Annotated in this window: 28 protein-coding genes and 1 tRNA gene; 20 read left to right on the top strand and 9 right to left on the bottom strand. The window is 57.1% G+C overall.

Translation table 11 applies throughout. The annotated features are described in order from the left end of the window. The first annotated feature begins 459 nt into the window (after positions 1 to 459). From ACP15L_RS22180 to ACP15L_RS22165, 4 genes are all read left to right on the top strand, one after another. Entirely contained in the window at positions 460 to 1,206 is a 747-nt protein-coding gene (locus ACP15L_RS22180) for a 5-oxoprolinase subunit B family protein (protein ID WP_425085813.1), read from the top strand. Continuing rightward, a complete protein-coding gene (locus ACP15L_RS22175; RefSeq protein ID WP_425085812.1) occupies positions 1,206 to 2,204 on the top strand; it encodes a biotin-dependent carboxyltransferase family protein in 999 nt (332 codons plus the stop codon). Before ACP15L_RS22180 ends, ACP15L_RS22175 begins: the two co-directional genes overlap by 1 nt. A gap of 12 nt (positions 2,205 to 2,216) precedes the next feature. Next, positions 2,217 to 2,978 (top strand): LamB/YcsF family protein, encoded by a 762-nt coding sequence (locus ACP15L_RS22170; RefSeq protein WP_425085811.1) that lies wholly within the window; start codon positions 2,217 to 2,219, stop codon positions 2,976 to 2,978. A gap of 158 nt (positions 2,979 to 3,136) precedes the next feature. Then, complete coding sequence (locus ACP15L_RS22165; protein ID WP_425085810.1) at positions 3,137 to 4,384, top strand: hypothetical protein; 1,248 nt, start codon at positions 3,137 to 3,139, stop codon at positions 4,382 to 4,384. A 69-nt stretch (positions 4,385 to 4,453) separates the two neighbouring features. Here ACP15L_RS22165 and ACP15L_RS22160 read toward each other — a convergent pair whose 3' ends face one another. Both ACP15L_RS22160 and ACP15L_RS22155 read right to left on the bottom strand, forming a co-directional pair. Next, positions 4,454 to 5,845: a D-alanyl-D-alanine carboxypeptidase family protein gene (locus tag ACP15L_RS22160; protein WP_425085809.1), complete on the bottom strand. Its 1,392-nt coding sequence runs from the start codon at positions 5,843 to 5,845 to the stop codon at positions 4,454 to 4,456. Positions 5,846 to 6,125: 280 nt separating this feature from the next. Then, positions 6,126 to 6,827 carry an HAD family hydrolase gene (locus ACP15L_RS22155; protein WP_425085808.1) on the bottom strand — a complete coding sequence of 234 codons (702 nt, stop codon included), beginning with the start codon at positions 6,825 to 6,827 and terminating at the stop codon, positions 6,126 to 6,128. Positions 6,828 to 6,920: 93 nt separating this feature from the next. Here ACP15L_RS22155 and clpS point away from each other — a divergent pair, with 93 nt between their 5' ends. Genes clpS through hemF form a run of 4 tightly spaced genes read left to right on the top strand, consistent with a single transcriptional unit; the run spans position 6,921 to position 9,978 of the window. After that, positions 6,921 to 7,262 (top strand): ATP-dependent Clp protease adapter ClpS, encoded by a 342-nt coding sequence (gene clpS, locus ACP15L_RS22150; protein ID WP_170378718.1) that lies wholly within the window; start codon positions 6,921 to 6,923, stop codon positions 7,260 to 7,262. A gap of 27 nt (positions 7,263 to 7,289) precedes the next feature. Then, positions 7,290 to 8,255 carry a methyltransferase gene (locus ACP15L_RS22145; protein WP_425085807.1) on the top strand — a complete coding sequence of 322 codons (966 nt, stop codon included), beginning with the start codon at positions 7,290 to 7,292 and terminating at the stop codon, positions 8,253 to 8,255. A gap of 35 nt (positions 8,256 to 8,290) precedes the next feature. Continuing rightward, a complete protein-coding gene (locus ACP15L_RS22140; protein ID WP_425085806.1) occupies positions 8,291 to 9,091 on the top strand; it encodes an SDR family NAD(P)-dependent oxidoreductase in 801 nt (266 codons plus the stop codon). 2 nt (positions 9,092 to 9,093) lie between these two features. Further along, positions 9,094 to 9,978 (top strand): oxygen-dependent coproporphyrinogen oxidase, encoded by an 885-nt coding sequence (gene hemF, locus ACP15L_RS22135; protein WP_425085805.1) that lies wholly within the window; start codon positions 9,094 to 9,096, stop codon positions 9,976 to 9,978. Between the two features lie 3 nt (positions 9,979 to 9,981). Here hemF and ACP15L_RS22130 read toward each other — a convergent pair whose 3' ends face one another. Beyond that, entirely contained in the window at positions 9,982 to 10,392 is a 411-nt protein-coding gene (locus ACP15L_RS22130; RefSeq protein ID WP_425085804.1) for a hypothetical protein, read from the bottom strand. 160 nt (positions 10,393 to 10,552) lie between these two features. On the opposite strand from ACP15L_RS22130, the gene ACP15L_RS22125 reads away from it, so the two are divergent. Both ACP15L_RS22125 and ACP15L_RS22120 read left to right on the top strand, forming a co-directional pair. Next, a complete protein-coding gene (locus ACP15L_RS22125) occupies positions 10,553 to 11,065 on the top strand; it encodes a toxin-activating lysine-acyltransferase (protein ID WP_425085803.1) in 513 nt (170 codons plus the stop codon). 1 nt (position 11,066) lies between these two features. Next, complete coding sequence (locus ACP15L_RS22120) at positions 11,067 to 11,960, top strand: Hint domain-containing protein (protein ID WP_425085802.1); 894 nt, start codon at positions 11,067 to 11,069, stop codon at positions 11,958 to 11,960. A 2-nt stretch (positions 11,961 to 11,962) separates the two neighbouring features. Here ACP15L_RS22120 and modC read toward each other — a convergent pair whose 3' ends face one another. From modC to modA, 3 genes are read right to left on the bottom strand one after another with little or no spacing between them, the layout of a single operon-like run. Next, positions 11,963 to 13,063, bottom strand: a complete 1,101-nt coding sequence (gene modC / locus ACP15L_RS22115) for a molybdenum ABC transporter ATP-binding protein (protein ID WP_425085801.1) — start codon at positions 13,061 to 13,063, stop codon at positions 11,963 to 11,965. Next, on the bottom strand, positions 13,060 to 13,752 hold the full coding sequence (modB, locus tag ACP15L_RS22110) for a molybdate ABC transporter permease subunit (protein ID WP_425085800.1): 693 nt from the start codon (positions 13,750 to 13,752) through the stop codon (positions 13,060 to 13,062). Before modB ends, modC begins: the two co-directional genes overlap by 4 nt. A 5-nt stretch (positions 13,753 to 13,757) precedes the next feature. Continuing rightward, entirely contained in the window at positions 13,758 to 14,537 is a 780-nt protein-coding gene (gene modA / locus ACP15L_RS22105; protein WP_425085799.1) for a molybdate ABC transporter substrate-binding protein, read from the bottom strand. Between the two features lie 214 nt (positions 14,538 to 14,751). Here modA and ACP15L_RS22100 point away from each other — a divergent pair. From ACP15L_RS22100 to ACP15L_RS22065, 8 genes are all read left to right on the top strand, one after another. After that, positions 14,752 to 14,827, top strand: a tRNA-Val gene (locus ACP15L_RS22100). Between the two features lie 89 nt (positions 14,828 to 14,916). Continuing rightward, positions 14,917 to 16,482, top strand: a complete 1,566-nt coding sequence (locus ACP15L_RS22095) for a DUF6538 domain-containing protein (protein ID WP_425085798.1) — start codon at positions 14,917 to 14,919, stop codon at positions 16,480 to 16,482. Between the two features lie 37 nt (positions 16,483 to 16,519). Then, positions 16,520 to 16,747: a hypothetical protein gene (locus ACP15L_RS22090; RefSeq protein ID WP_425085797.1), complete on the top strand. Its 228-nt coding sequence runs from the start codon at positions 16,520 to 16,522 to the stop codon at positions 16,745 to 16,747. An 89-nt stretch (positions 16,748 to 16,836) separates the two neighbouring features. Further along, complete coding sequence (locus ACP15L_RS22085; protein WP_425085796.1) at positions 16,837 to 18,015, top strand: phage portal protein; 1,179 nt, start codon at positions 16,837 to 16,839, stop codon at positions 18,013 to 18,015. Continuing rightward, a complete protein-coding gene (locus ACP15L_RS22080) occupies positions 18,012 to 18,377 on the top strand; it encodes a gene transfer agent family protein (RefSeq protein ID WP_425085795.1) in 366 nt (121 codons plus the stop codon). The genes ACP15L_RS22085 and ACP15L_RS22080 overlap by 4 nt, the downstream gene beginning before the upstream one ends. Continuing rightward, positions 18,374 to 19,921: a phage major capsid protein gene (locus ACP15L_RS22075; protein ID WP_425085794.1), complete on the top strand. Its 1,548-nt coding sequence runs from the start codon at positions 18,374 to 18,376 to the stop codon at positions 19,919 to 19,921. The genes ACP15L_RS22080 and ACP15L_RS22075 overlap by 4 nt, the downstream gene beginning before the upstream one ends. 8 nt (positions 19,922 to 19,929) lie before the next feature. Further along, on the top strand, positions 19,930 to 20,553 hold the full coding sequence (locus tag ACP15L_RS22070; RefSeq protein ID WP_425085793.1) for a hypothetical protein: 624 nt from the start codon (positions 19,930 to 19,932) through the stop codon (positions 20,551 to 20,553). Then, positions 20,553 to 20,897 carry an HNH endonuclease gene (locus ACP15L_RS22065; protein WP_425085792.1) on the top strand — a complete coding sequence of 115 codons (345 nt, stop codon included), beginning with the start codon at positions 20,553 to 20,555 and terminating at the stop codon, positions 20,895 to 20,897. Before ACP15L_RS22070 ends, ACP15L_RS22065 begins: the two co-directional genes overlap by 1 nt. A gap of 25 nt (positions 20,898 to 20,922) precedes the next feature. Here the strand turns inward: ACP15L_RS22065 and ACP15L_RS22060 are convergent, their stop codons facing one another. Continuing rightward, positions 20,923 to 21,432, bottom strand: coding sequence for a hypothetical protein (locus ACP15L_RS22060; protein WP_425085791.1), 510 nt, complete (start codon positions 21,430 to 21,432; stop codon positions 20,923 to 20,925). 561 nt (positions 21,433 to 21,993) lie between these two features. On the opposite strand from ACP15L_RS22060, the gene ACP15L_RS22055 reads away from it, so the two are divergent. Beyond that, complete coding sequence (locus ACP15L_RS22055; protein WP_425085790.1) at positions 21,994 to 22,431, top strand: hypothetical protein; 438 nt, start codon at positions 21,994 to 21,996, stop codon at positions 22,429 to 22,431. 170 nt (positions 22,432 to 22,601) lie between these two features. On the opposite strand, the gene ACP15L_RS22050 is transcribed toward ACP15L_RS22055, so the two are convergent. Next, entirely contained in the window at positions 22,602 to 23,114 is a 513-nt protein-coding gene (locus ACP15L_RS22050) for a hypothetical protein (RefSeq protein WP_425085789.1), read from the bottom strand. Positions 23,115 to 23,258: 144 nt separating this feature from the next. Between ACP15L_RS22050 and ACP15L_RS22045 the strand changes: the two genes are divergently transcribed. Continuing rightward, complete coding sequence (locus ACP15L_RS22045; protein ID WP_425085788.1) at positions 23,259 to 23,528, top strand: head-tail connector protein; 270 nt, start codon at positions 23,259 to 23,261, stop codon at positions 23,526 to 23,528. Between the two features lie 35 nt (positions 23,529 to 23,563). Here ACP15L_RS22045 and ACP15L_RS22040 read toward each other — a convergent pair. Next, a protein-coding gene (locus ACP15L_RS22040) for an IS3 family transposase (RefSeq protein WP_425084199.1) occupies positions 23,564 to 24,915 on the bottom strand; the annotation gives its coding sequence in 2 pieces (ribosomal slippage) (positions 23,564 to 24,579 and positions 24,579 to 24,915; 1,353 coding nt in all). Positions 24,916 to 25,000 lie beyond the last annotated feature (85 nt).

Raw genomic sequence — 25,000 nt, 5'->3', positions numbered from 1 at the left:
ACCTCAGATGCCCCCAGTCTATCCTGAGCGTCCCCGCCGCCTCAGCAGCGCCCCAGCGCCTCAGCAGCGCCGGTGAAGGGGGTTCTAAGGTTTACCCCACAAAGCCGCAAGCGGAAAATTACATATCGGCGTATTTTTTTGCGATTTCTTATTTATTGACTTAAGATCAATAGGTTAATTAGCGTCGTCTAGCGCCAAATCAGCCAGATACAAGCACGCCAACAAAGGAATTACATAGCCCGACCGGAACTCCACAATGGCAAACCACAACATCTTGGGCCATGTTAACTCTTGGATACAATAAAGCCCGACTCGCGCCCGCGAGTCGAATCCGGTGACAGGCTTCAAAAACTCCGTTTTGCGCGTCGGTGTGGATCGCTCTTTACCTGTACTTGCGCATTTCATTGGGATGCGGTCTGGTTCCTGAATGACAAGAAATAATCCTATCTCGGCCCAAGTATGACTGAAGGTCTTTCCTACCCACTGGTACGCACCGTCGGGCTCGACGGGGCTTTGGTGACATTTGCAGACAAGATGGATGAGGCCGCAAACCGCGCGGCCCTGGCGTTTCGGGCGCAGGTGGACAGCTTAGCGCTGCACGGGCTTATAGAGACATCGGCCTCTCTGGGGTCTGCATATGTGCGCTTTGACCCTCAGGTGGTTTCACATCTCGAGATCACAAGCCAACTGCAGCAGATCCTGAACCAGCAGGACTGGTATAGTGCCCTTCTACCACAGGGCCGAAGACTATGGCGGGTGCCAACCGTATATGGCACGGACCTTGCCCCACAGCTGGAGGACGCCGCACATGTTGCTGGGCTGGACCCGGCCGAGGCTGTCCGGCGGCTTAATCAGACACAAGTGCGGGTGCTGACCATCGGCTTTGCGCCGGGGCAACCCTATCTCGGGCCGCTGGGACCCGAATTCAACATACCGCGCCTGCAGGAGCTGACGACCATGGTGCCCGAGGGCGCTCTCGTTCTGGCGATCTCACAATTTGTACTGTTCTCCGGCCCAACACCGACTGGGTGGCGGCATGTCGGCCAAACGGCGTTTCGCTGCTTTCAGCCAGACAAGGATCAAGCATTTACCTTGCGGCCCGGTGATGAGCTTCAGTTCACCTCTGTCTCGCGCGATGAGCTTGAGGCAATCCGCGCCAATAATGACGACGGCCTTGGTGGCGCAACCTGTCAGGAGTTCGCCTGATGACTCTGATGGTTCATCGCATTGGACCGTCTTGTACGGTTCAAGATCAGGGGCGCATCGGCTATTTGGATCAGGGTCTCTCTCGGTCCGGAGCAGCCGATATTCTGGCGCTGCATGAGGGTGCGGCCTTGCTGGGACAAAGCCCCGATCTGGCCGCGCTGGAAATGGCAGGCATGGGTGGCACGTTCGAAGCGACGGAACGCACAAGGATCGCTCTGACCGGCGCATCGATGCAGGCGAGCATCGACGGCTCCCCGATCGTCTGGAACGCGTCACATGTTCTTGAGCAAGGGCAGACTCTGACAATCGGTGCGACCTTGCACGGCAACTACGGCTACCTGCATTTGGAGGGCGGCATTGAGGCCGAACTGTTCCTCGGCTCGCGTGCGACGCATCTGACGGCAAAGATCGGTCGCGCCGTTGCGGTGGGTGATGTGTTGCCCGCCGGGAAGACTGCGGGCGATGGTAGAATGAAGCTGTCCCCTTCGGGCCGGTTCAACGGCGGTACTCTTCGCGTCGTCGCCAGCTTTCAAACCGCGTTGTTCGATGATGAAACGCTGGATCGCTTTGCGCAGACAGAGTTCACGCGCGGCGCGCGGGCCAACCGTATGGGGGTGCAGCTGGAAAGTGACGGACCGGGCTTTGCGGCCAAAGATCAGCTCAATATCCTGTCCGAGGTGATAACGCCCGGAGACATTCAGATGACCGGCACGGGCAACCCCTTCATTCTGCTGCCCGAATGCCAGACGACCGGAGGCTACCCCCGGATTGCAACCGTCTTGCCCTGCGACATGCCCAAGGCGGCGCAGACCCCGGCGGGCGGGACGGTACGTTTTGAATTCGTGACTCTGGAACAGGCTGTAGAGATTGATGCTGCGTTTCGCGCGGATCTTGCGCGCCTTCCTGGCCGCGTGGAGCCTCTGGTCCGCAACCCTCATGACATCCCGGACCTGTTGTCCTACCAATTGATCGGCGGAGTGATCTCTGCCACCGACTAAGGAGACTATCTGATGCCGCGCGTGGATCTGAACGCCGATATGGGCGAGAGCTTTGGCCCCTGGAAGATGGGCGATGACGAAAGCCTGCTGAAGATCATTACATCCGCCAATATCGCCTGCGGGTTTCATGCAGGTGACTGGGATGTGATGGCCAAGACCATGACACTGGCCGCTGAGAATGATGTGGGCATCGGAGCGCATCCCGGCTTTCCTGACCTACAGGGATTCGGGCGGCGCAATATGAAAGTGCCCCATGGCAGCCTGCGCAATCTGGTGCGCTATCAACTGGGTGCGGCTTTGGGTATGGCCGCAGCCACTGGCACAAAGGTGCGGCATCTGAAACTGCACGGCGCTTTGGCCAATATGTGTTCGGTCGATATCGACATGGCGCGCGCCTGCTACCAGGGGGCGTTGGATGTTAACCCGGACATCATCATCATGGTGCTGGCGGTCACGAAACAGGAAGACGCCGTGCGAGAGCTTGGCTGCAAATGGGTGGGCGAGATTTTCGCCGACCGGGCCTACAATGACGATGGCACTTTGGTGGATCGCAGCCTACCCGGCGCGGTGATTCACGACCCTGAGATTGCAGGCCCGCGCATGCTAAACATGGTGCGCGAAGGGGCCATCATCACCGAATCCGGCAAACGGCTGGAGACGTCCATCGACACGATCTGCCTGCATGGGGACGGCCCAACTGCCGTACAGATCGCCCGGTCAGTGCGGGAGAACCTGATCGAAGGCGGGGTCGAGGTGACAAAGTTCACCCGATAGACATCAGCCCGTAATCTTGGGTCCCTATCCTATGGCTGTTGCCTGAATTCGGTTGAGCGCATAGCATACTCGCAAGTGCATGTTCTGAATACCGTATTTCTAGCAACGCTATTGGCTGGCCCCGCGCTCGCCGCCAGATGCCCGGCAAGGAGGCGCACATGTCTTTCGATCTGATGTCTTACACACCCCGAGGTGACAAGAAGAACTCGGACTTCTTTCACGAATACCTTCCGATGATCTACGAACGCAGGACCAGCTCGGGCGTCGCGGATCAGGTCGGGCCGATGCGCGCGATCGTCATCCAGGTCGAATCCACGGCGCTGTTCGATACGATGGTCGAGCTTTATGTGATGACGCCTTACCGCCACTCGGCCAGCTATCTGGGGCAGACACACAAGTTCGCGGTCCTGCATTCGCATCCCGACTATCCGGCGCTGATCCTGATGGCCCCGCTGAGCGACAGTTTCGAGGACTTCATTCCCCGCATCAACAGGATGTACCCTCTGGCCCGCCCGACCCCGCAAACGCGGTACGTGGGGGAGGTCTTTGCCGCCTGCGATCTGAAAGAGCTCAGCAAAACTCTCGAAGAGCAGAACATCCGGTTTGAATATGCAGGTGATACGGAAAACCCGTTCTACTCGCTGGATGGCTTTCGCTTTACCACGCCCTCGGATTTCACCTGCAACCGCGTTGGCTATTCCACCCTGGATTTCAACGACCCTGACAGTTTGGGCCTCGGCGACCGCGTTTTGCTGAGCGATACCGAGAAAGCTCGATTGGAAGAGGCTGCAGCTTTTGGCACGGATTCGAAAATTGCGCCGCTGATGCTGGGGATCGACCACCTTGCCACGCGGGTTCTGGCGGGCGAGCGGGAAGATGCGATCCTCGAGTTTCTGACGATGGTGCCTTATTACTTCTGGGGGGCTTACAACATCTTCGACATGAATTCGTCGACCAATGTGAACCGCAACGCCAACGTAGATGACGACAAGAAATCCCCGGCCAAGGTGTTTACGGCAAACAACACGCCGTCCTTCGTGAATTCATTTGCCAAACTGCCCATGCCCACCGAGGATTTCGTGCGCAACTTCGGCCGCCGCCTGCATCACATGGCGGTCGAGATTCAGGATGGCGACCATGGCGCGGGCGAAAAGAACGTGGATTTCGTCGTCAATACGCTCAAAGACAAGGGTGTTCCGTTCCTCGCCCATGTGGTGGGGGAATGCAAAGACGATCCCAACTTAAAGCAGATCTTCTCGAAGCACTCAAAGAACACGCTGCTGATCACCGAGTATATCGAACGGTGCCACCACTACGACGGGTTCTTCACCAAGGACAACGTCGCGGCACTGACCGCCGCCGCCGGGCAGGATGAGCAGTACGAGCATGGCCATGTGTTCGACTGAACTGGTTACATGAAAAAAGGGCTGCGAAACTTCGCAGCCCAGACCCATCAGGAGAGTATATGTCGGGTCTTATGACGGCCCGATCATGAAACAGGTGACATTACGCGCCTGAAGGCGGCGGCATGCCAGATCGGCCTGTTCGCGGGTCATGCCCTGGAACGTGGCCTCGAACCCTTTGGAGCTTTGATTGACCTTGCGCAACGTACCGTCCAGCGCTGTCATCTCGGACAATGCGGTTTTCAGCAGCACCTTCTCGGCTTCATAGCGCGTGGTGTAGCGGCCCACATTCACGCCCCACAGATGCCCGCCAGAGGTGGACAGCCGCGTGACAACCTCTTGTTCCGGTTCCGGCTGCTCGGCTGGTTGGGTCGAAGCCAGGACCAGATTTTCGGGCCGCAGGGCCGGACGTGTATCCGAGCTTTCGACCGGAGGCGCCGTCGGCGCGATATCCGCCTGTGCAATAGCTGCGGCAATCCCGTCCTTGATGCGGTCCCGGTTTTCATCGGCAGCATCAACAACCGCGCTTGCAACCTGTGTCGCCGCTGTCGGACGCATCGCCGGGCGCAGGCTGGTCTTGGGTGCGCCGGTCAAACGAGCAACTTGCGTGCCACCCAAACCGGCATTGCCCGCGTAGGCCGGGCGCGCAGGGCGGCGGATCGGGGCGCGCGACGGGGCGCGGCGGAACCCGAGATCCAGCAGCTCAGCCACTTTGGCATTACGTGAGGCACCTGATTTGCCGCCAAAGACCGTTGCGATGATGCGCTCGTCCTTGCGCTTGGCCGAGGCTACAAGGTTGAAACCAGCGGCGCGGGTATAGCCCGTCTTGATCCCGTCCGCGCCTTTATACGCAGCCAAAAGGCGGCGGTTCGTGTTGGGAACCGTCTTGATACCGGCATTGGTCGATTGGCGCGAGAATAGGTTGTAATATTGCGGGTAGTCATAGAGCAGATGCCGCCCCAGCGTGGTCATGTCACGCGCGGTCGACATATGCCCTGATTCCGTCAGGCCATGCGCGTTCTTAAAGGTTGTGCGGCTCATCCCCATTGCTTTGGCGGTGCGCGTCATGCGGCGGGCAAAGGCGGCCTCGGACCCGCTAATCGCAATCCCGATGGCGGTTGCGGCATCATTGGCCGACTTCACCGCCGCCGCGCGGATCAAATAACGGAACGCAATCGTCTGGCCCGAACGCAGGCCCAGCTTAGACGGAGGTTCAGCCGCTGCCGCCCGCGTGATGCGGACTTGTGTATCCAGCGTGATCTCTCCGTTCCGAACCGCTTCGAACGCAATATAGAGGGTCATCATCTTTGTCAGTGAGGCCGGATGCAGGCGGGTATCAGCGTTGCGCGAGTGCAAAACCTCGCCCGTTCGCGCGTCGATCACCATCGCCGCGTAGGGCGCGGCCAAGGCTTTAAGCGGCGCGAAAGAAAGCACCAACATAAACGCTGTGAGGAATACGCCCATCCGGGCCGGGACTGTCCACCGACTCTGCACGATCTTTGCCTCTGTCTGCCTCGTTCCGCCGGGTTTTCCCGGTCGGATAAAATTTATTGATTATCGCTAAGGCTAACACAGGACCCCGGCAAAATAAACCAAAAGCTGGGGTTTTCCCGGCATCGTGAGGGGCGGGGACCCCTTCTATATATAGGCGAAGCCCCTGTGCCGACCTACCAGATGAGCGATGATGACAGGAACAAGGCAAAGGTTGCGCGGTTTTTTCTTAAACTGAGGCCGAACGGCAACATCAGCCTAGAGCGCGCACCAGATCCGAAAGTCCGCCTAGATCCGACAGCTCTCGGAATCGGGGATGGTGAGAGGGTGTTTCGGCATGCTCAATCTCCCATACCAGCCCGTGCGGGACATGAACGCCCCAGCACCCGGCGTTGATCGGCGCCACCACATCCGACCGCATTGAGTTGCCCACCATCATCGCGCTCAAAGGCCCCTCGCCATGCTGTTCGAAGATCGTCCGATAGGTCTCAGCCGTCTTTTCCGAGACAATCTCAACCCCGTCGAACAAATCCCCCAACCCCGATTGCGCCAGCTTACGCTCCTGATCAATCAGGTCGCCCTTGGTGATCAGAATGACGCGATGGGTCTCGGCCACGCCCTCGACCGCCTCGCGCGCATAGGGCAGGAGTTCGATGGGATGGGCCAGCATCTCTTGCCCCGCATCGATCAACTGGCGGATGACCGAGGCTGGAACGCGGTCTTCGGTCACCTCGATCGCCGTTTCGATCATCGACAGGACAAAGCCTTTGATTCCATAGCCATAGTGCTGGATGTTCCGCTTTTCGGCGGCCAACAGACGCTCCATCAGGTGGTCGCGTTCGGCGTGGTCTGCCAGCAATTGCGCGAAATGGGCCTGCGTTAGTTGGAAAAAACGCTCGTTATGCCACAGCGTGTCATCCGCGTCGAAGGCGATAGTGGTCAGTTTGCTGTCCATTCCGAAAGGGTCCGCTGCCTCTTTATTCTGACGGCGTCAACGTTATATAAGCCCTCAGATAAACCCAATGCCTGAATCGGACAGTTGCGCGCGATGCTGGAAAACCCCTGGATGATGTCTGATAAATCGGATGACGACGGCGACTCGTCCGTCCTGCTGCAGACGCGACCCAAAACCAAGCGCCCTCCGTTGTATAAAGTGCTTTTGCTGAACGATGACTACACCCCGATGGAGTTTGTTGTTCATGTGTTGGAACGCTTTTTCGGCATGACCCACGCGCAGGCGTTCGAGATCATGCTGACCGTGCATAAAAAGGGCGTCGCCGTGGTTGGCGTCTTCAGCCATGAGATTGCCGAGACCAAGGTGGGTCAGGTGATGGATTTCGCGCGTCGGCATCAGCATCCGCTGCAATGCACGATGGAACGCGAAGAATAACGCAGGCTGGGCCGCCCGGAATTTACCATGTCCTCTCGTCTTGATCTTGCCCTGAACAGCGGTTTGACCCTGTCGCAACCGCTGGTGGTTATCGGCCCGACACCAGAAGAGGATCTGTCAGCCTTGCCGCGCGAGGCTCAGGTGATTCAGCCGTTCAAGCCTTTCCACGATCATTTCGCGGGTCAGGGCTTTGCCACCAAACCGGTGCTTGACGCGGCATGCAGCGACGCGCTTGTGTTCTTGCCGCGCGCCAAAGCGCTGGCTCGGTCGCTTGTCCAGCAGGCATGCAGCCATGCCAGCGGGACAATCGTGGTTGATGGCGCCAAAACCAACGGTGTCGACAGCATTCTAAAAGACATCCGCAAGCGTGTTGCCATCGAAGGCCCTATTTCCAAGGCCCATGGCAAGATCTTCTGGTTTCAGGCCGACGCTGAGGCCTTCGCCGATTGGGCCGCCCGCGAGAACCAAACCGTCGATGGCTACGTGACAGCTCCGGGTGTGTTTTCCGCAGATGGGATCGACCCAGCCTCGGCACTTCTCGCGCAGTCCTTGCCGGACAAGATCGGCCCCCGCGTGGCTGATCTGGGCGCAGGTTGGGGGTATCTGTCAGCGGGTCTACTACAGAATGACCGTGTCAAAGCCCTTCATCTGGTTGAGGCTGATCACGCCGCGCTGACATGCGCGCAAGCAAACGTCCCCGATGCGCGCGCTCAGTTTCACTGGGCGGATGCGGTGACCTGGACCGCGCCCGAGCCTATCGACACCGTCATCATGAACCCGCCCTTTCACACCTCACGCAGTGCCGATCCGGCGTTGGGGCAGGGCTTCATCAAGTCCGCCGCGAAGAACCTGACCCGCAACGGCACCCTGTGGATGGTTGCCAACCGCCACCTGCCCTATGAGGCAACACTGGCCGAATCCTTCGCCCAAGTTCAGGAAGTGGCAGGCGACAATCGATTCAAGGTGTTCCAAGCCTCTCGCCCCCGGGCCTAAGCCCGGCTAACCTGCCCCAAATCAGGAGGATTCGGATGTCCTTTTCCATAACTGGCAAGACAGCGATTGTAACCGGCGGGGCCAACGGGATTGGGTTGGCCATCGGGCGGCATTTTGCAGATGCCGGGGCCAATGTCGTCTTTGCAGATATGGATGAAAAACGGCTGGCCGAGGAATTGGGCGAGCAGGCCGACGATGGCAACATCCGCTATTTCGCCGGTGATTTGCGCGAAAAGCTGACCATCGCCAACCTGCTTTCGGCCACGCTGGATGCGTTCGATCAGGTCGACATTCTGATCAACGGCGCGCGTCAGGTGATCCCGTCCGATCCGCTGGACCCCGATGACGACTCGGTCCGGACATTGCTGAACCAGAACCTGATGCCCGCCCTGCGCCTCAGCCAATTGGTGGCCAAGCGGATGATCAAACAATCCGGCGAGGATGAGGAAAACCCAGCGGGCTCCATCATCAACCTGTCCTCAATCGCAGCGCGGCGCACCCATCCGGATCTGATGGCCTATTCCGTCTCGACCGCAGCATTGGATCAAATGACCCGCTCGCTGGCGGTTGCACTGGCCCCCAACCGAATCCGCGTGAACTCGATCGCGCTGGGGTCGGTGATGAGCGCATCGTTGCAATCGACGCTGAAAGAAAACCGCGATTTCCGCGACGACATCGAGAAACACACCCCTCTGGCCCGGATCGCGGCCCCGACCGAGCTGACGGAAACAGCGCAGTTTCTGGCCTCGGACGCAGCAGGGTTTATCACTGGCCAGATCCTAACAATTGACGGCGGCCGCACCTTGCTGGACCCCGTTGCAGCCCCGGCGCATTGACCATGTTTGATACTGAAAAGACCACCGCCTCAGCCTGGTTCCGCCAATTGCGCGACGATATCGTAGCCGCTTTTGAGGCGCTGGAGGACAGTCACGACACCGGCCCGTTTGCTGACGCAGCCCCGGGACGCTTCGAAGTAAAAGAAACCAAACGCCAGTCCGAGGACGGCTCGGACGCGGGCGGCGGGTTGATGTCGGTGATGCGGGGCGGGCGCGTGTTCGAAAAGGTCGGCGTCAATGTCTCAACCGTCTACGGCACGTTGGGTGAGAGAGCGCAGCAGGCCATGGCTGCGCGTAAGGGTATTCCCGGCATGACTGAGGACCCTCGGTTCTGGGCCTCAGGGATTTCGCTGGTGGCCCATATGCAAAACCCGCATGCCCCCGCTGTTCATATGAACACGCGTTTGTTCTGGACACCGCATGCCTGGTGGTTCGGCGGCGGGTCAGACCTGAACCCTTGCATCGAATATGACGACGATACCGCCCATTTCCACGCGACCCAGAAGGCGCATCTGGACCCGCACGGACCAAGCCACTATCCGCGCCTTAAGGACTGGGCGGATGAGTATTTCTACATCCCCCACCGCAAACGCGCTCGCGGCGTTGGTGGTATCTTCATGGATGACTACTGCACCAATGACTGGCAAGCGGATTTCGCTTTGACACAGGATATCGGCAAAGCCTTCTTGCCCGCTTTCCTGCCGCTGGTCGAAAAACGCCGGGTTCAGAGCTTTTCAGACGCGGACAAAGACACCCAGTTGGTGCATCGGGGCCTCTATGCCGAGTACAATCTGGTCTACGACCGCGGCACCAAGTTCGGGCTTGAGACCGGCCACGATCCGGACGCAGTGCTGATGAGCCTGCCGCCCTTGGCGAAATGGGTCTGAGGATCAGAACGCTAAATCCAGAAAGTTATCATAGCAGTAGTTCTGGGCCTTGGTAGCGGACATGTTCATTCCTACTTTTTTGACGGAAATTGAATAGCCCGGATCGGTATTTGCGCCCGGAGGCGGCGTCAGCGAGAATTGCACAGTGCGCACGCCCGGCTCATAGGCGCGATAGATATAGATTCGCGTCGGGCCCGGCACCCCCAGAGTTCGGATAGCAAAATCACCGATCCCGCACCAGTAGTTTACGGGTGCCGATGATCCGATGGCCCTGACCTCAAAGATGCCGCCTTCTAGTGGCGTGATCTCGGTCCGGTTCTGCGGCCCCACGCGGACACCGAAGCCGACAGCCTGCGCAAGCTGGGGTGCTATAATTAACGCCGAGGCTGCAATGAGTTTGGCAATACGCATCATCCGAACATCCTAAAATAAACTCTGTTCCATGAGAGTAACACAATTGGAGGTTGGGTCGAGAGGGGGCTCGGCAACAGACCGCAAACACATCAAAATACTTATATGCAACTGACATGGCGGCGCATATCATCATGATATTTATTGCAAGTCTGGTGTCCCTGTGAGCCAAACATTTCCAAAAGACTGGTTTGACCTCTCGCCAGAGAAATACGCCGATTTCGGAGCTATGTTCTACTTGGCAGGCCTGACCCCAACGCATCAGAAACGCAGTTTGGCGCAGGTTCTCTATGCCTTTGAAACGCCGTTGCGGCTGGGGCAGTATCACATCTTCCGCCAGAACGGCTTTCCCCGAGGGTTCGTAACCTTTGCTGGCCTCAACCGTGAGGCTGAAAACAGATATGCCATTCAGGAAAAGCCCTTGAAGGATAAGGATTTCACCAGCGGGTCCTCGTTCTGGATCGTCGATCTGGTTGCGCCGTTCGGGCAGACGAATGAAATTGTCGACATTCTCAAGGCAGAAATACCACACCCCCGCGTCCGAACGAATCGTCTGGTTGGTGACATGGGTCAGAACCGGATCGTAGAATGGAGCCGGGATGCCGCGGGCGAGGTCTACATGAAGCTCTATCGTAAGAAGGATTTCAAACGTCTGCTGGAACAGAGCGAGGGCTAGCATGGTCTCGGTTCCGGTCACGGGTGATTTGACAGGGGATGTCACGGGCTCACCGCCAAACGTGGCTACCGGCCAGGTCATTCTTGGCGACACCCCGGGAACATTCGACGTCAACAATTGGGCAATCGCGACCCCTGCGGCCAATGGGACGGCTACGATAGACGCGGATACCGGCGAATGGACCTACACGGTCGATCCCACCTTTTTTGACAGCCTCGACTTCAACCAAATCGCGACCGACACGTTCGTCATTCAGGGGTCTGACGGGTTCTTCTTTGGTCAGGCGACCATCACCATTTCTATTCAAGGCGTCTGTTTTACCGCCGGGACGCTGATCGAAACCGAAACCGGACCAGAGGTCGTCGAGGCCCTGACAGTCGGCGATCTGGTCCAGACCAAAGATCACGGGCTGCAGCCTATTCGGTGGATCGAGTCCAGCCCGATCCCCCCCGAGCGATTGCGTCGTGACCCTGATCTGCGGCCCGTGCGTATCCTGCGCGGCAGCCTTGGGCCCGACATACCCTCGCGCGATCTTCTGGTGTCGCAGCAACATCGCGTCCTGATTCAAGGACCGAAAGTCGAGCTGCTGTTTGGCGCCGCCGAGGTTCTGGTCGCCGCAAAACACCTGTGTTCATGGCCGGGTATCTTCGTCGACACCTCAGACCAGCCGGTCGAATACCTGCATATCCTGCTGGATCAGCATGAGATTCTGACCGCCGAAGGCGCATTGGCAGAGAGCCTGTTTCTCGGCGACGAAGCGTTGCATTCCCTGTCCTCGGACGGGCTGCAGGAGCTGGCCTCGATCTTCCCGGACCATACCCCGGACAAATCTACCGGCTTCGGACGCGCTGCTCGCATGATCCTGCGCGAGCATGAGGCCCGCGCCTTGGCCTGACTCTAACCTGTCGGGCCGATCCGTCCGCCAACATCCTGCGGCGCCAGCGCAACTGTCTTGATCACCGCATAGCATCGCGCGCCCGGTTGCAAACCAAGCCCCGCGACGGAACGGCGGGTGATCCGCGCCAGAACGATACCTGCCCGCGTATTCATCGAGATAATCGCACCCGGCCCGTCTCCGGCGCGGATCGTCTCGACCGTGCCCGCCAGAACGTTCAGGGCCGACAGCCCCGCCGGAGGCTGGTTGGACAGGATCACCTCTTGCGCGGGGATACGAATGCGAAGCTCTGCACCGATCTGATGCGAGATACGCGGCAGAAACAGAGATTCTCCACCCGCGTCCAACTCGGTCAAACCGTCCTCATGATGGGCCCGAACACGCACTTGCAGCACCGCGCCAACCGCGCGCACGCCCGCAGGTGTAACGGACGGATCGGCCAGCACTTCAGAGGCCGGACCATGGCGCCCCACCTTGCCATCCTGCAGTGCAACAACCGAAGTTGCCAACCGCGCGACCTCGGCTGCGGAATGGGTGACATAGAGAATTGGAACCGAGACCTCATCCCGAAGGCGCTCAAAGTAAGGCAGGATCTCGGCCTTGCGGCCTTCATCCAACGCAGCCAGAGGTTCGTCAGCCAGAATTAGGCGTGGGCTGGCCAGCAAGGCGCGCCCGATCGCGACCCGCTGCTTCTCCCCACCGGACAAACCAGCCGGGCGGCGGTCGAGCAGATGACCGATGCCCAGCATTTCGATCACCTTGTCCGGGTCCTCACGCTTTGCAGGCCGCGGTGCAAACCAGCGCCCGAAAGACAGGTTCTGTCGCACGGTCAGGTGAGGGAACAGACGTCCTTCCTGAAAGATATAGCCGAGCCTGCGTTTATGCGGCGGCAGCCAAAGCTTGGTGTCCGTGTCGAACAGGACCCAATCATCCACGGCAACGCGCCCGGCCTCGGGTCGCAACAGACCCGCCACGGCATTCACCACCGTAGTCTTGCCCGACCCCGAGCGCCCGAACAGAACGGTCACACCCGGCGGAGCCTCAAAGTTGAGGTCCAGATCCAGCCCCGCAAGGCTGTGGCGCAGACGAACAGACAGGCTCATGACCCGGCCACCCGCGCCGCCGCACGCCGCCCGACGTATTCCGACAACAATAATGCCCCCATCGCGATGATGATCGAGATCACGACCAACCGGGTCGCCGCTGCCTCACCCCCCGGCACCTGCAGGAAGGCGTAGACGGCTGATGGCAGTGTTTGAGTCTGGCCCGGAATGTTCGACACAAAGGTAATAGTGGCCCCAAACTCGCCCATCGCCTTGGCAAAGGCCAGAATGGCCCCCGCGATGACCCCCGGCAGGATCATCGGCAATGTCACCGTCGCAAACACCCAAGGGCGTGAGGCGCCCAGCGTAGCTCCCGCTTGTTCAAGTCGAGGGTCAACGGCCTCGATCGACAGACGGATGGCCCGTACCATCAAAGGGAACGCCATGATCCCTGCCGCCATCGCAGCGCCAGTCCACCGGAAAGCAACAACGATCCCGAACTCGGCCAAAAAGCGTCCGACCGGACCCTGAACGCCAAAGGTCAGCAGCAGCAGGTAACCGGTTACCACGGGCGGTAATATCAGGGGCAAATGCACGAGACCATTCAACACCTGTCGTCCCGGAAAGCGCCAGCGCGCCAAAGCATAAGCCACGAATACTCCGAATGGCAAAGTCGCCAGCGTTGCCCAGAACGACACCCGCAGGGACAATTTCAACGCCTCAATCTCGGCAGGGCCTAACCAATCCATAAGGCTCACCGTCCAGGCAGAGAGAACCCCTGCCCCTTGAACACATCTGACGCGAATTCGCTCTGTAGAAAGGTCCGAAAATCCTGCGCCTCTGGCTTGGCAAAGGACGTCTCGGCGACCGGGTATATGATGGGTGGGTGGCTGTCTTCTGGGAAGCTGCCAACAACACCAACCCGCGCGTCAGCCTGAGCGTCCGTCCGGTAGACAATACCCATCGGTGCCGCCCCGGTTGCAACCAAAGCCAGTGCCGCACGCACATTGTCGGTTTGCGCGACCTGACGCTGCACCGCGTCCCACAGGCCAAGGCTCTGCAACGCGGCCTTTCCGTAGATCCCTGCGGGGACGGCATCGACCAACGCCATGGCAAGAAAGCCGCCCTCAAGATGTTCGGCCAGATCATAACCCGCTGAGACTTCGCCAATATGTGTCTGCGGCGCGGCTCCGATCAGAACCAACCCATTGCCCAGTAGGGCGACTCGGGTTTCGGGCTCGATCACACCATCCTGCTGCAACACATCCATCCAATCCTCATTCGCGGAAATGAACAGATCAGCCGGAGCGCCTTGCTGCAACTGACGCGCAAGAACCGAGGACGCGGCATATGAAATCGTGACATCGTTGCCGGTTTCGCGCTGATACGCGGTCGAAACCTCGTCCAAAGCGGTTTTCAGACTGGCCGCCGCAAACACCAAAATCCCATCTGCCCCGGCCCGAAGCGGAGCCAGAAAACACGCGCCAAGCACCAGCGCTGCCACAAGAAAACGGCGAGGGGAGTGTCGGGCCATGTCCTCTCCAGCCTGAGGGGTTTCGGTCCCTAACGGAGATATCGGAGGCAACAGGCGTCGCGCAAGCGCCTTTCAGACTTTGCCTTCAATCGGGTGTGCAGTGATGCCTTTGGCGGAACAGGCAGCCATCGCTGACGCGACACCTGAAGAAAGGCAAGAAATTCGTGCGAACCCTCTTGCACCCGTCCTCAGGCTTGGCTACATGCAGCGTCACGGGTGATTAGCTCAGTTGGTAGAGCGCTTCGTTTACACCGAAGATGTCGGGAGTTCGAGTCTCTCATCACCCACCATCCTAACCTTTTGCTATTAAAGAAAAGCCTTGCAAATAAGGGCGTTTGTCCGTTTCTAGGTTACAACTTTGGTTACAAAAGGTGTTCCCATGGCAGGCAAAGTTCGTCACCTGATCAACCGTTCCGGCAGGTATCACGCTCGTGTTGTGGTGCCTAAAGACTTACGTGGAATCATCGGAAAGACCGAACTGCGCATCCCGTTGGGTGGTGATCGCCGCGAAGCGCTCAAGCTTTTGCCGGGCGCTGTCACGCAGATTCAACGCCAGATTGCGGTTGCTGAGCAGAAAGCGAACCCAAACCAACAACGCAACAGCCCTGCCCGCTTTCCGCTGGCACCAGACCAGATCGCACACAGCCACTATCAGCAGCGCATGGCCTTTGACGATCAGCTCCGAAACGATCCGCGCTACTCCGCTGTTGGAATTGATGACCTACTTGTTCAGCGGCTCCGCAATGCCATCGCCGGGAACGCGAACGATGCAGAGCTAGGTGAACTGGTCGGCGCACAGATCGAACGCTTTCGGGCTGCTGGCAACCTTGATGCAACACTGGGTAGCACGGAATGGCGAAGCATTGCCCGTGCCCTATGCCAAGCTGAACTGGAAGCACTTGCGCGCAGTGCTGAGCGCGACGAAGGCGATTTCACAGGCGCACCCGCTGCGCCAATCATTGTGAACGCACAGCCCCCGGAAAACGCCTCTGCGCCGGTCAGCATCAAACAGCTCTGGAAAGACTACGTCGCGCATCGGCAGCAAGCCGGGTTCATGAAGTCTGGCACTGGCCGCCAGCAGCCGGTTATTGATAGGCTCATCAAATATCTGAAACACAACGATGCCACCCGAGTTACCAAGAAAGACCTACTCGCTTGGCGTGACCACTTGATGGGTGATCTTTCTGCCAAGACAGTAAGCGATGTGTATCTCTCAACCATCCGTTCGCTTTTCTCGTGGGCAGTGGAAAACGATGTTCTACCAGACAACCCCGCCGCCAGCGTTCGGCAAGTAAAACCCAAGAAACAACACACTCGTGAACGCGGCTATGTGGACGCCGAAGCAAACAAGGTTTTGAAAGCAAGCCGGACCTATCGGCCAAACGAGGATGAGCGCGGCTACGTCAGGGAAAAATCACACTTGATCGCCGCCAAGCGTTGGGCACCTATCATATGTGCCTTCACGGGTGCGCGCGTCTCAGAGATTACCCAGCTCCGCAAGGAGGATGTGCGCAAAGTTGATGGGCAATGGTTCATTCGGATCACGCCTGACGCCGGTTCTGTCAAAACAGGTGGATATCGTGATGCGCCTCTGCATCCTCAGATCATAGATGAAGGTTTCATTGACTTTGTTGACGCCGCAAATCCCGGCCCGATGTTTCATGGCGGCACGAAACAAGAGGACTATTCGCGCAAGGCAAAGCGTATCGCAAATCAAGTGGCAGCTTGGCTGAGTAAGTCCGGCCTAACACCAGAAGGTTTGCTGCCCAACCACGCTTGGCGACACCGGCTCAAAACGCAATGCCGCGAACTTGGTATCTCAGATCGCGTCGTTGATGCCATCCAAGGTCATGCCGGGAAAACGGCAGGTGACGACTACGGCGACGTGACATTGAAAACCAAAATCGACGCGGTTAACAAACTGCCCTTATACGACCTGAGTTGAGGCTTCATTTCGTAGCCCGCTGTCAATGGAGCAAATCTTGTCAGATAAAGTTGAAATCTCATTGGAGTTTTTGGTGCGGTTGGAGCGAGCGCTAGGGTCTTGCGTTGATGAGTTGACCGCAATTCATCAAATCAAATACGCCCACATACTCGAAACATCGCACCCGATCATCCAGCGCAAGATTCAAAATGATGATGAGGTAAGACAAAGTGCGCTTGCCCCACTGATAGAGCTTTCCGATTTCTTAGAGCCCTACAAAGGCTAGAAGTCATTTAGTTACATACGTAACTTTTTTCTTTAACCGCGATTCACGGTGTGGTATTTTTACCACACTTACAATCTCACGTGGATCGCATGGCCCTTACCAAGATTAAAAAAGCATTCGGGTTCGGCGTCGAAGAAAAGTCGCTGGCCCTGACTGACCACGAGGTGTTCCCCATTTTCGGGGTAACGCCAACAGCTTCCGGTGTGTCGGTTGGCCCCAGCAACGCCATGCGTGTTCCCGCCGTGAATTGCGCGGTGTCGCTGATCTCCGAGACCATAGGTGCGCTACCGGTAAAACTGTATGATCGCGCATCCAAAGACACCCTGACAGATCATCCCGCCTATCGGCTGGTGCATGGGCGAGTGAATCCGTGGACCAGTGCTGCCAAACTACGCGAACAACTGACTATTGACGCCCTGCTACATGGTGCCGGTCATGCTCAAGTAGTTCGCCTTTCTGATGACGCGCCGTATGAGCTGCACCGGCTGGAGCCAGGCAAGGTCCAACGAGATCAGGAACCTGACGGTGAGCCGTTCTTTCGCGTTTCAACTGATGCTGGGCAAGTGCGGCTTTCATACCGCGACGTGCTGCGCGTTGAGGCCGTTGGTGGCGTAGCTCCGATCACTCTTGGCTGTGAAGCAATAGCGCTTGCGCAGAGCCTTGAGAACCATATGGCAACGTCACTCAAGAACGGCGCGCGTGTCTCAGGTGTCATTACATCACCCAAAACAATGCCCATCGAAGCGATCAAGAAGTTCATTAAGGAATGGGTGTTCCAGCACAACGGAATGAACAACGGTGGCATCGCTGTATTGGACGAAGGTAGGCAATATCAGCCGATAGCCATGACACTGGCAGACGCCCAGTTTGCCGAAAACCGTCTCGAACAGATCAACGAAATCGCCCGTGTATTCCGTGTGCCGCCAACTATGCTTTTCGAACTGTCGCGTGGCACATGGTCGAACACAGAAGAAATGTTCAGGCAGTTCCATACCGTCACTTTGAAGCCGTGGCTGAAGGACTGGACGGATGCCTACGCGCAATGCCTGCTAACGCTAGAAGAACAAGATGACCTCTACTTTGAAGCCGTCACCGACGATCTGCTGACCACCGACACTGCCGCCCGTGCAACCGCATACGGCCAGTATCGCAGCATGGGAGTTCTGACCTCAAACGAGGTGCGCGCTGGCCTCAATCTGCCGCCCCGTAAAGGCGGTGACGAGCTGAGCAACCCCTACACCACGACCCAGAAGGAACAGGCTGAATGAACCTGACCCACACCGCCTTTTTCGGCGATGGCGAATACACGTTCGCCCTGACCGATGACATGATCACCGAGCTTGAGCGTATTGCCGATCTTGGTATCGGCGCGTTCTATATGCGCGCTGTGAACATGCAGTTCGAACTGGCCGATCTGATCGAGATCATCCGGCTTGGCCTGATCGGAGGCGGCACCAAACCGGAACGCGCAGCACAACTTACAGATACCTACGCCCGGAACACTCCGATTGATGATCTGTATCCGCTGGCGTTGGACGTGCTGGATGCGCGCTGGGGCGGTAAACCTGACACCACCGATGCAGCCCAAACAGGCGACTTGTCGGCAGCTCTGAAAGAGGTTGCCGCATGACCGACCGTATTGAGATCAAAGCCGCATTCGAAGTCACAGATACAGGCGAGATCACCGGCATCGCATGGCCGTTTGGCTCTGCTGACCGAGTTGGCGACGTCATCGAAAAAGGCGCACTCACATCCCCTGAAAACCTGCCGATGCTGTTTGCCCATGATCAGGACCAAGTCATCGGCGTGTGGGATCAAATTACCGAAACCGACGAAGGCCTGACCGTCAAAGGTCAACTGCTGGTGGATGACGTTGAGCGCGCCCGTGAAGTGCGCGCCATGATCCGCAGCAAGGCAGTTTCAGGCCTGTCTATCGGCTTTGTCACCAAGCAGCACAAACGACATGCCAAAGGTCGCACCATCACGGCTGCTGACCTGCACGAAATCTCTGTTGTCGCCGTCCCATGTCATCCGGGCGCACAGATCACGTCCATCAAATCGGATGACCCCCTGACCCCCTCTATGGAGACCCCAAAATTGGAAAACGAAGAAATCGAGACGGAGCCGAAAGCCGCAACCCCGGCCAACGATACACCTCAAGTGCCCCAGATCGACACGAAGGCATTCGACAAGATCAACGCCCGCCTGGACGAACTGGAAGCCAAGGGCAAGCGCCCCCGGATCACCGGCCCGGCCAACCCCGTCATGGGTGGCGAGGAAGTCAAAGCTTTCGCAGCATACCTGTCCACAGGCGAAAAGAAGTCGCTGACCACCGCCAGCGACACCTCCGACCACATTCTGGCACCGGAAGACGTGCAGTCTGAATTCATCCGCAATCTGGTCGAATTCAGCCCTGTCCGTTCCATCGCTGATGTTCGCACCACCGCACGCGGTAGCGTCATCCTGCCGAAGCGGACTGGGATCACGAATGCTGTTTGGGTTGATGAAACCACCACCCGGACCGGCAGCCAGCCCGCCTTTGATCAATCGAAAATCGCAATCAACGAAATTGCCACTTACGTTGATATCTCTCTGCAGCTTGCTGAAGACAGCGACAACGTTCTGAGCGAAGTGAATTTGGCTCTGGCGGAAGACTTTGCGCAAAAAGAGAACTTGGCCTATGTCAATGGCAGCACCAGTCTGGAACCTGCCGGTTTCATGGCCGATGCCGCTATCGGCAACACCACAGCAACTGCTCAGGCCGCAATCGACCCCGATGAGCTGATTGCGCTGATGTATGCCCTGCCAGCCACCTACCGGAACAAGGGGGCGTGGGTGATGAATGCCCAGACGCTGGCAGTCATTCGCACGCTGAAAGACGGTCATGGCAACTATCTGTGGCAGCCGTCCTATCAGGCAGGCCAGCCCGAAACGATCCTTGGCCGTCCGGTAATTGAGGCCGTGGATATGCCGGATATTGGCGCTGATGCTGAACCAATCATTTTTGGCGACTTCAAGCGCGGCTATCGCATCTATGACCGCCTGTCGCTGGCCGTGCTGAGTGACCCCTACACCCAGCGCATTAACGGTCTGGTTCGCTACCATGCGCGCCGCCGGACGGGTGCTGGCGTTGTCCTGCCTGCTGCGTTCCGCAAGCTGAAAATGGCAGCCTGACCCAGCCCATGAAACCGCAGCTCGCATATGACGCAATCGCATTGGAATACGGTGGTCACACCGTGTTCCTGCGCCCATCTTTGCGGGCTGCTATGCACCTTGAACGGCTGCACGGTGGCTTTCCTGAGCTGCTGCGCAAGCTGGAAGAATTCGACACGTTTACCGTTTGGCAGATCATTGGTGCCGGAGCTGGCAAAAGCGCCGCTGACACGTTTTGTGTTCATATGGCAGCCAACCCCCTGTCCGGGTTTGTTGATGCCACACACGCCGCGCTATTCGAGTTCCTGACTGCCTTACTACCCATTCATGACGATGATCGAACAAAGGGCAGCTCAAACGGTCCCGCTCTAGCTTGGGCCGATCTGTTCAAGCAGCTCTACGGCTATGCAACCGGCTGGATGGGCTGGCCGCCTGAAACCGCTTGGAACGCCACACCCCAAGAAATCACTGACGCCTTTGAAGCCCACATGAGCAAGCTCATGGCTATCCACGGCGCACCCGAAGAAGAACAAGGCCCAACCGAAGAACACCGCCAAGAGAACATTGAAAACGGCTTTGACCCTGAGTTTGACCGTGCCGGATTGGAAAGCCTGCGCACACTAAGTGCGTTACGTGAAGGGCAAATGATCTGATGCCCCGCCCGCCTCATCTCTGCACGTGCGGCATCATTGTTCCGCATGGTGAACGTTGCGCCTGTCAGATCGCGCGCACCCGTGCCCGGAACAAACGCTATGACGCAAACCGCCCCACTGCATCAGCGCGTGGCTATAGTAGCAAATGGCGAAAAGCCCGTGATGCATTCCTAAAGATCAATGATCGCTGCGCATGGCCCGGCTGTGGAGCCAAGGCCACGCTTGTTGACCACATCATCCCTCATCGTCGCGACATGCACTTGTTCTGGGATCAATCAAACTGGCAACCGCTCTGCACGTCCTGCCACAGTCGCCACAAGCAACGGCATGAGAAAAAAATTTGAGAAAACGCCCTATTGTGCAGTTGGTTTATTCTACTTCGTTTTCTTGGTTTCCCAAGTGCTCCGGGGATTTGTTCCTAGGAACCACGACCCTATAGGGTCTATCGCGGTCAGAGGTGTAGACTTCGACAACGTTGTTTCCATTTTCAAAAGCCTCGCGGTCCTCATCAGATTTTTTTATGAAACCAAGCCATTGTTGACCCGGCTCCAAAAGGTGTGGAAGCGATGGAGGTCTGCCCTCAAGGTAAGGCGCGGGAACGACAAAGTGTTCACCTCTCCAGCGGAGTCGGCGGTGGAACTGGCTTGGATACTTAACAAATCCAAGCGTAGTGATTGTCGTCGCTACAGTTCCTCTGTTTCTGACAGTAGCAACCACATACCTTTCACCGGACCATCTTGTTTCCCCTGCAATTGCCATGTTGGGCTGAACCCTGACTCTCACACGAGGGCCGCTTTCAAACCACCGGCGCACCTCAAGTGTAAGCGCTCCGGTCGCTACTATTGCGGCGTAGATGGCAATCCAGCTCTCAATTTCCATAAGCTAGTCCTGCTCTATGTGGTTTTCTTTGTGCGCGTATGGCCAAGGAAGCCCATTGCAGGCGTCAATATGGAGCGCCACGCGTGAGCTACAACCCTGAATCGATGCTCACCTATCAAGACAAGACCCATTCCATCATCGATTGGGCGCTGGACTACGACATTCCTCCCTCCTGCAACGATCGTCAAACGGCTTAACGATGGCTGATCTATTGCCGCTGAAGTCGGTGAAAAGTTGAAGGATCGGCTGATACTCGCAGCTATCCGCAAGTTGAGTGAGACCGAGCCGAAGCAGAAAAGACAGTTTGTCCTTCTCAGATAACGTGGCGAGGAAAGTAGCTTCAATCAGTGGGCGAAGATCACCGGAAAACAAAAAGCCACTTTGAGATGCCGACTAAACAAAGACTGGTCCGTTTTTACTGCGTTGACTGAACCTGTCTCCAAGAACAGTCGCCATAAACCACAAAAGGGCGCGCGCCATCCCGTTTACCCCCTTATCTATTTTTACTACTTGCTTTACTATTTTAACTATAGTAGTTTTTGCAGGCAAAGGAGAAGCGGCATGCAAACCAAAACAATCGAAATCGACTTTGATATTCACAAGCTTATCGAAGCAGAGCGGCGTGGATTTGACGAACCAGAGTATGTAGCTCTTCGGAGACTACTAAATCTCCCAGAGCCCGAGGCGGTTAAACCATCAAAACCCATCAGCGAAGGGCGGCCATTTGTTCAGGACGGCGTGTCGATCCCGCACGGATCACTTGCTCGAATGGAATATCAACGTGGGTCACAGATATATGAAGGCAAATTCCTAAACGGTCATTTGGTTGTTGGTGAACTGCACTTCACTTCGCTTTCTGCTGCTGCAATAGCACTCGCAATTACAAAAGACGGCAAGAAGACGAGCTTGAATGGATGGCTCTATTGGAAAGCGAAGTTCCCCGGAGAAACGCAGTGGCGTTCGTTGTCTGCGCTAAGGGAAAAAGCGCAAGGAGGTTAATTTGGGCGAAGTAGATGCAATCACAATGACTGGCTTTGCTTCACCTCAAGGCCATTGGCCACCTCCTCCCGGGGTGGCCGTCAAATTTGCGAGGCAATCAGGGACCGGCGGGGGGACCTCCGCGCAAGACACGTCGAAAATAACTTTTTCAATAGAGAACTAGGAGCGCACTAGTTGGGACTGCCACTCACTTCGCCCAACTCCACCCACGCTTCGATTGTGTCTTTGACCTGATCATACATGTATTGATTAAGGTTTTCTTTGTTCCAAACCGACCAGACATATGGTGGGCCGATCTGGCCTACTATTAACTTGCTCTGGTCGTATCCGGGCGCAACAGCTCCCCAAAACGATGAGCTCAAGTAACCAAAACACACACCATTGTCCTGCCGAGACGCATTCACGTGAAGTAAGTAAGCAGTATAGTTTTCACGCAAAAGCGGGAGTGGCAAATCAGCCTTCTTTTCAGGTTCCTCAACAACTGTGAAACCCGCTAACGCTAATTGATCTTCAGCATACTTGCGCACTTCGCCAATATTCGTCCAACAACCGTTGGTGGCATCGTCTACAATTCTAACAAATGCTCCGTCAAAGTCTGACGGTTGCCACAAAGGGCCTGCTGTTGCGCAAGTTGAGCAAACTACGGTTGCCATAGTTGAAGCGACGATATCGTGGAGTCTCAAGGCGATCCTCTTGGGTTTTGAATCACTATATCCAGTATCAATTTGACGACAATCACTTAAGTCCCGGCGGATTTACTTGCGACTCTTCATAAGGTTAATCGATTGTGTTATAATATAACACATTCACAGTTTACTGAGTAAGAGATGCCCGCCCAAACACCTGTTGCGCTGTTGAAATCGCAGCTCAACCTTGACCATGATCTTGATGACGCCCTGCTGGCGCACAAGCTGGACGCCGCTGAAACGTGGATCGGCCACTACACCGGGACACCGTTTGTAGCCGGTGAAGCACCCCTTACCGAAGCCGCATTGCAGCTTGCAGCATATTGGTATGAGCAACGTGAGGCCGCGTCATTCGGCATGACCACTGCACATTGTCCGTTGTCAGGGGTTTTGGGACGGATGGCGGCGTGATCTAAGAGAGTATCTGTCTCATCTGGTTAGATTGATTATGCGGCGGTTTTGCGGTGAAGCAAGCGCCGGGTTTCGATAGTCTTTCGTTTGATCCTTTCTCGTTGTTTTAGAATGGTCTGCCCGCGTCCGAAGTAGACATCAGCGGGCGTGAGGTTTTGCAGGCTCTCGTGATAACGCCGGTGATTGTAGTGCTCGACGAAGGCGTCAATCTGCTGCGTGAGATCACCGGGCAGATAGTAGTTTTCCAACAGGATGCGGTTCTTGAGCGTCTGGTGCCAGCGCTCGATCTTTCCCTGAGTTTGCGGATGGTATGGTGCCCCTCGAACATGATCCATTTTCTGATCTTCCAGCCATTCGGCAAGCTCACCAGAGATGTAACTGGACCCGTTGTCGCTGAGCAGACGTGGCTTGTGCAGCACCGTTGCCTGATCACAGCCTGAGGCGTGCAGGGCGAGGTCCAGTGTGTCGGTCACATCCTCGGTCTTCATCGTCGTGCAAAGCTTCCAGGCGATGATGTAGCGGCTGTAATCGTCCAGGATCGTGCTGAGATAGAACCAGCCCCAGCCGATCACCTTGAGATAGGTAAAATCGGTCTGCCAGAGTTGGTTCGGTCGTGTTGTCTTGTCCTGGAACTCGTCTGCGGCTGACAAAACCACATAGGCTGGGCTGGTGATCAGATCGTAAGACTTGAGGATGCGGTAGACCGAAGCCTCTGACACAAAGTACTTTTCTGTGTCAGTGAAGCGAACAGCCAATTCACGCGGGGAAAGCTCACTTTCCTTCAGAGCCAGATCCTTGATCTTCTCGCGCACTGGCGTGGGAATGCGGTTCCAGACCCGTGACGGCGTGGGTCTACGATCTTCAAGCGCCTCGGGGCCGCCGACGAGATATCGGTCGTACCAGCGATAGAAGGTGGTCTTCGGAATGCCCAGCTTCTCCAAAGTGCGCTTGGTCGGCAGATGCGATTGCTCAACCAAGCGGATGACTTCCAGTTTTTCGGATGCGGGATATCTCATGCGTCGTCGTCCCCATCCGCGATCATGCTTTTTTTGAGCAACCGCAGTTCAAGAGCCTGTTCGGCAACCACCTCCTTCAGATCACGGGCTTCCCGTCTCAGATCCTTCACTTCGGTGGAAGTTGCCGCGCGGGCCGTGTCGCCTGCCAGACGTTTCTTGCCGGCCTCCAGAAATTCCTTGGACCAGCTGTAATAAAGGCTCTGCGCGATGACCTCACGACGGCACAGCTCTGCAATGCTGTCCTCGCCTTTTAGGCCGTCCAGCACGATCCTGATCTTCTCTTCTGCGGAATACTGTTTGCGGGTCGCACGGCGAATGTCCTTTACGACCTTCTCACCGTGGCTCTGCTTGGTTCCGGGTTTCTTTCTCATCTCCACTCCTTGGCGGTTACGATGAGCCAGAAACCCTCTCTTATCAAATCGACCTAAACTGTCCCATTGGCGCTGACGTCAGACA

Origin of the sequence: Ruegeria profundi (assembly GCF_049800715.1) — a bacterium.
Taxonomy (GTDB): domain Bacteria; phylum Pseudomonadota; class Alphaproteobacteria; order Rhodobacterales; family Rhodobacteraceae; genus Ruegeria; species Ruegeria profundi_A.
This window is presented reverse-complemented; position numbering and strand designations above follow the sequence as displayed.

Excerpts from the sequence above, each read along its gene's own strand:
- ACP15L_RS22180 (WP_425085813.1), top strand. The coding sequence starts at position 460 with ATGACTGAAGGTCTTTCCTACCCACTGGTACGCACCGTCGGGCTCGAC.
- ACP15L_RS22175 (WP_425085812.1), top strand. The coding sequence starts at position 1,206 with ATGACTCTGATGGTTCATCGCATTGGACCGTCTTGTACGGTTCAAGAT.
- ACP15L_RS22170 (WP_425085811.1), top strand. The coding sequence starts at position 2,217 with ATGCCGCGCGTGGATCTGAACGCCGATATGGGCGAGAGCTTTGGCCCC.
- ACP15L_RS22165 (WP_425085810.1), top strand. The coding sequence starts at position 3,137 with ATGTCTTTCGATCTGATGTCTTACACACCCCGAGGTGACAAGAAGAAC.
- ACP15L_RS22160 (WP_425085809.1), bottom strand. The coding sequence starts at position 5,845 with ATGGGCGTATTCCTCACAGCGTTTATGTTGGTGCTTTCTTTCGCGCCG.
- ACP15L_RS22155 (WP_425085808.1), bottom strand. The coding sequence starts at position 6,827 with ATGGACAGCAAACTGACCACTATCGCCTTCGACGCGGATGACACGCTG.
- clpS (WP_170378718.1), top strand. The coding sequence starts at position 6,921 with ATGCTGGAAAACCCCTGGATGATGTCTGATAAATCGGATGACGACGGC.
- ACP15L_RS22145 (WP_425085807.1), top strand. The coding sequence starts at position 7,290 with ATGTCCTCTCGTCTTGATCTTGCCCTGAACAGCGGTTTGACCCTGTCG.
- ACP15L_RS22140 (WP_425085806.1), top strand. The coding sequence starts at position 8,291 with ATGTCCTTTTCCATAACTGGCAAGACAGCGATTGTAACCGGCGGGGCC.
- hemF (WP_425085805.1), top strand. The coding sequence starts at position 9,094 with ATGTTTGATACTGAAAAGACCACCGCCTCAGCCTGGTTCCGCCAATTG.
- ACP15L_RS22130 (WP_425085804.1), bottom strand. The coding sequence starts at position 10,392 with ATGATGCGTATTGCCAAACTCATTGCAGCCTCGGCGTTAATTATAGCA.
- ACP15L_RS22120 (WP_425085802.1), top strand. The coding sequence starts at position 11,067 with ATGGTCTCGGTTCCGGTCACGGGTGATTTGACAGGGGATGTCACGGGC.
- modC (WP_425085801.1), bottom strand. The coding sequence starts at position 13,063 with ATGAGCCTGTCTGTTCGTCTGCGCCACAGCCTTGCGGGGCTGGATCTG.
- modB (WP_425085800.1), bottom strand. The coding sequence starts at position 13,752 with ATGGATTGGTTAGGCCCTGCCGAGATTGAGGCGTTGAAATTGTCCCTG.
- modA (WP_425085799.1), bottom strand. The coding sequence starts at position 14,537 with ATGGCCCGACACTCCCCTCGCCGTTTTCTTGTGGCAGCGCTGGTGCTT.
- ACP15L_RS22095 (WP_425085798.1), top strand. The coding sequence starts at position 14,917 with ATGGCAGGCAAAGTTCGTCACCTGATCAACCGTTCCGGCAGGTATCAC.
- ACP15L_RS22085 (WP_425085796.1), top strand. The coding sequence starts at position 16,837 with ATGGCCCTTACCAAGATTAAAAAAGCATTCGGGTTCGGCGTCGAAGAA.
- ACP15L_RS22080 (WP_425085795.1), top strand. The coding sequence starts at position 18,012 with ATGAACCTGACCCACACCGCCTTTTTCGGCGATGGCGAATACACGTTC.
- ACP15L_RS22075 (WP_425085794.1), top strand. The coding sequence starts at position 18,374 with ATGACCGACCGTATTGAGATCAAAGCCGCATTCGAAGTCACAGATACA.
- ACP15L_RS22070 (WP_425085793.1), top strand. The coding sequence starts at position 19,930 with ATGAAACCGCAGCTCGCATATGACGCAATCGCATTGGAATACGGTGGT.
- ACP15L_RS22065 (WP_425085792.1), top strand. The coding sequence starts at position 20,553 with ATGCCCCGCCCGCCTCATCTCTGCACGTGCGGCATCATTGTTCCGCAT.
- ACP15L_RS22060 (WP_425085791.1), bottom strand. The coding sequence starts at position 21,432 with ATGGAAATTGAGAGCTGGATTGCCATCTACGCCGCAATAGTAGCGACC.
- ACP15L_RS22055 (WP_425085790.1), top strand. The coding sequence starts at position 21,994 with ATGCAAACCAAAACAATCGAAATCGACTTTGATATTCACAAGCTTATC.
- ACP15L_RS22045 (WP_425085788.1), top strand. The coding sequence starts at position 23,259 with ATGCCCGCCCAAACACCTGTTGCGCTGTTGAAATCGCAGCTCAACCTT.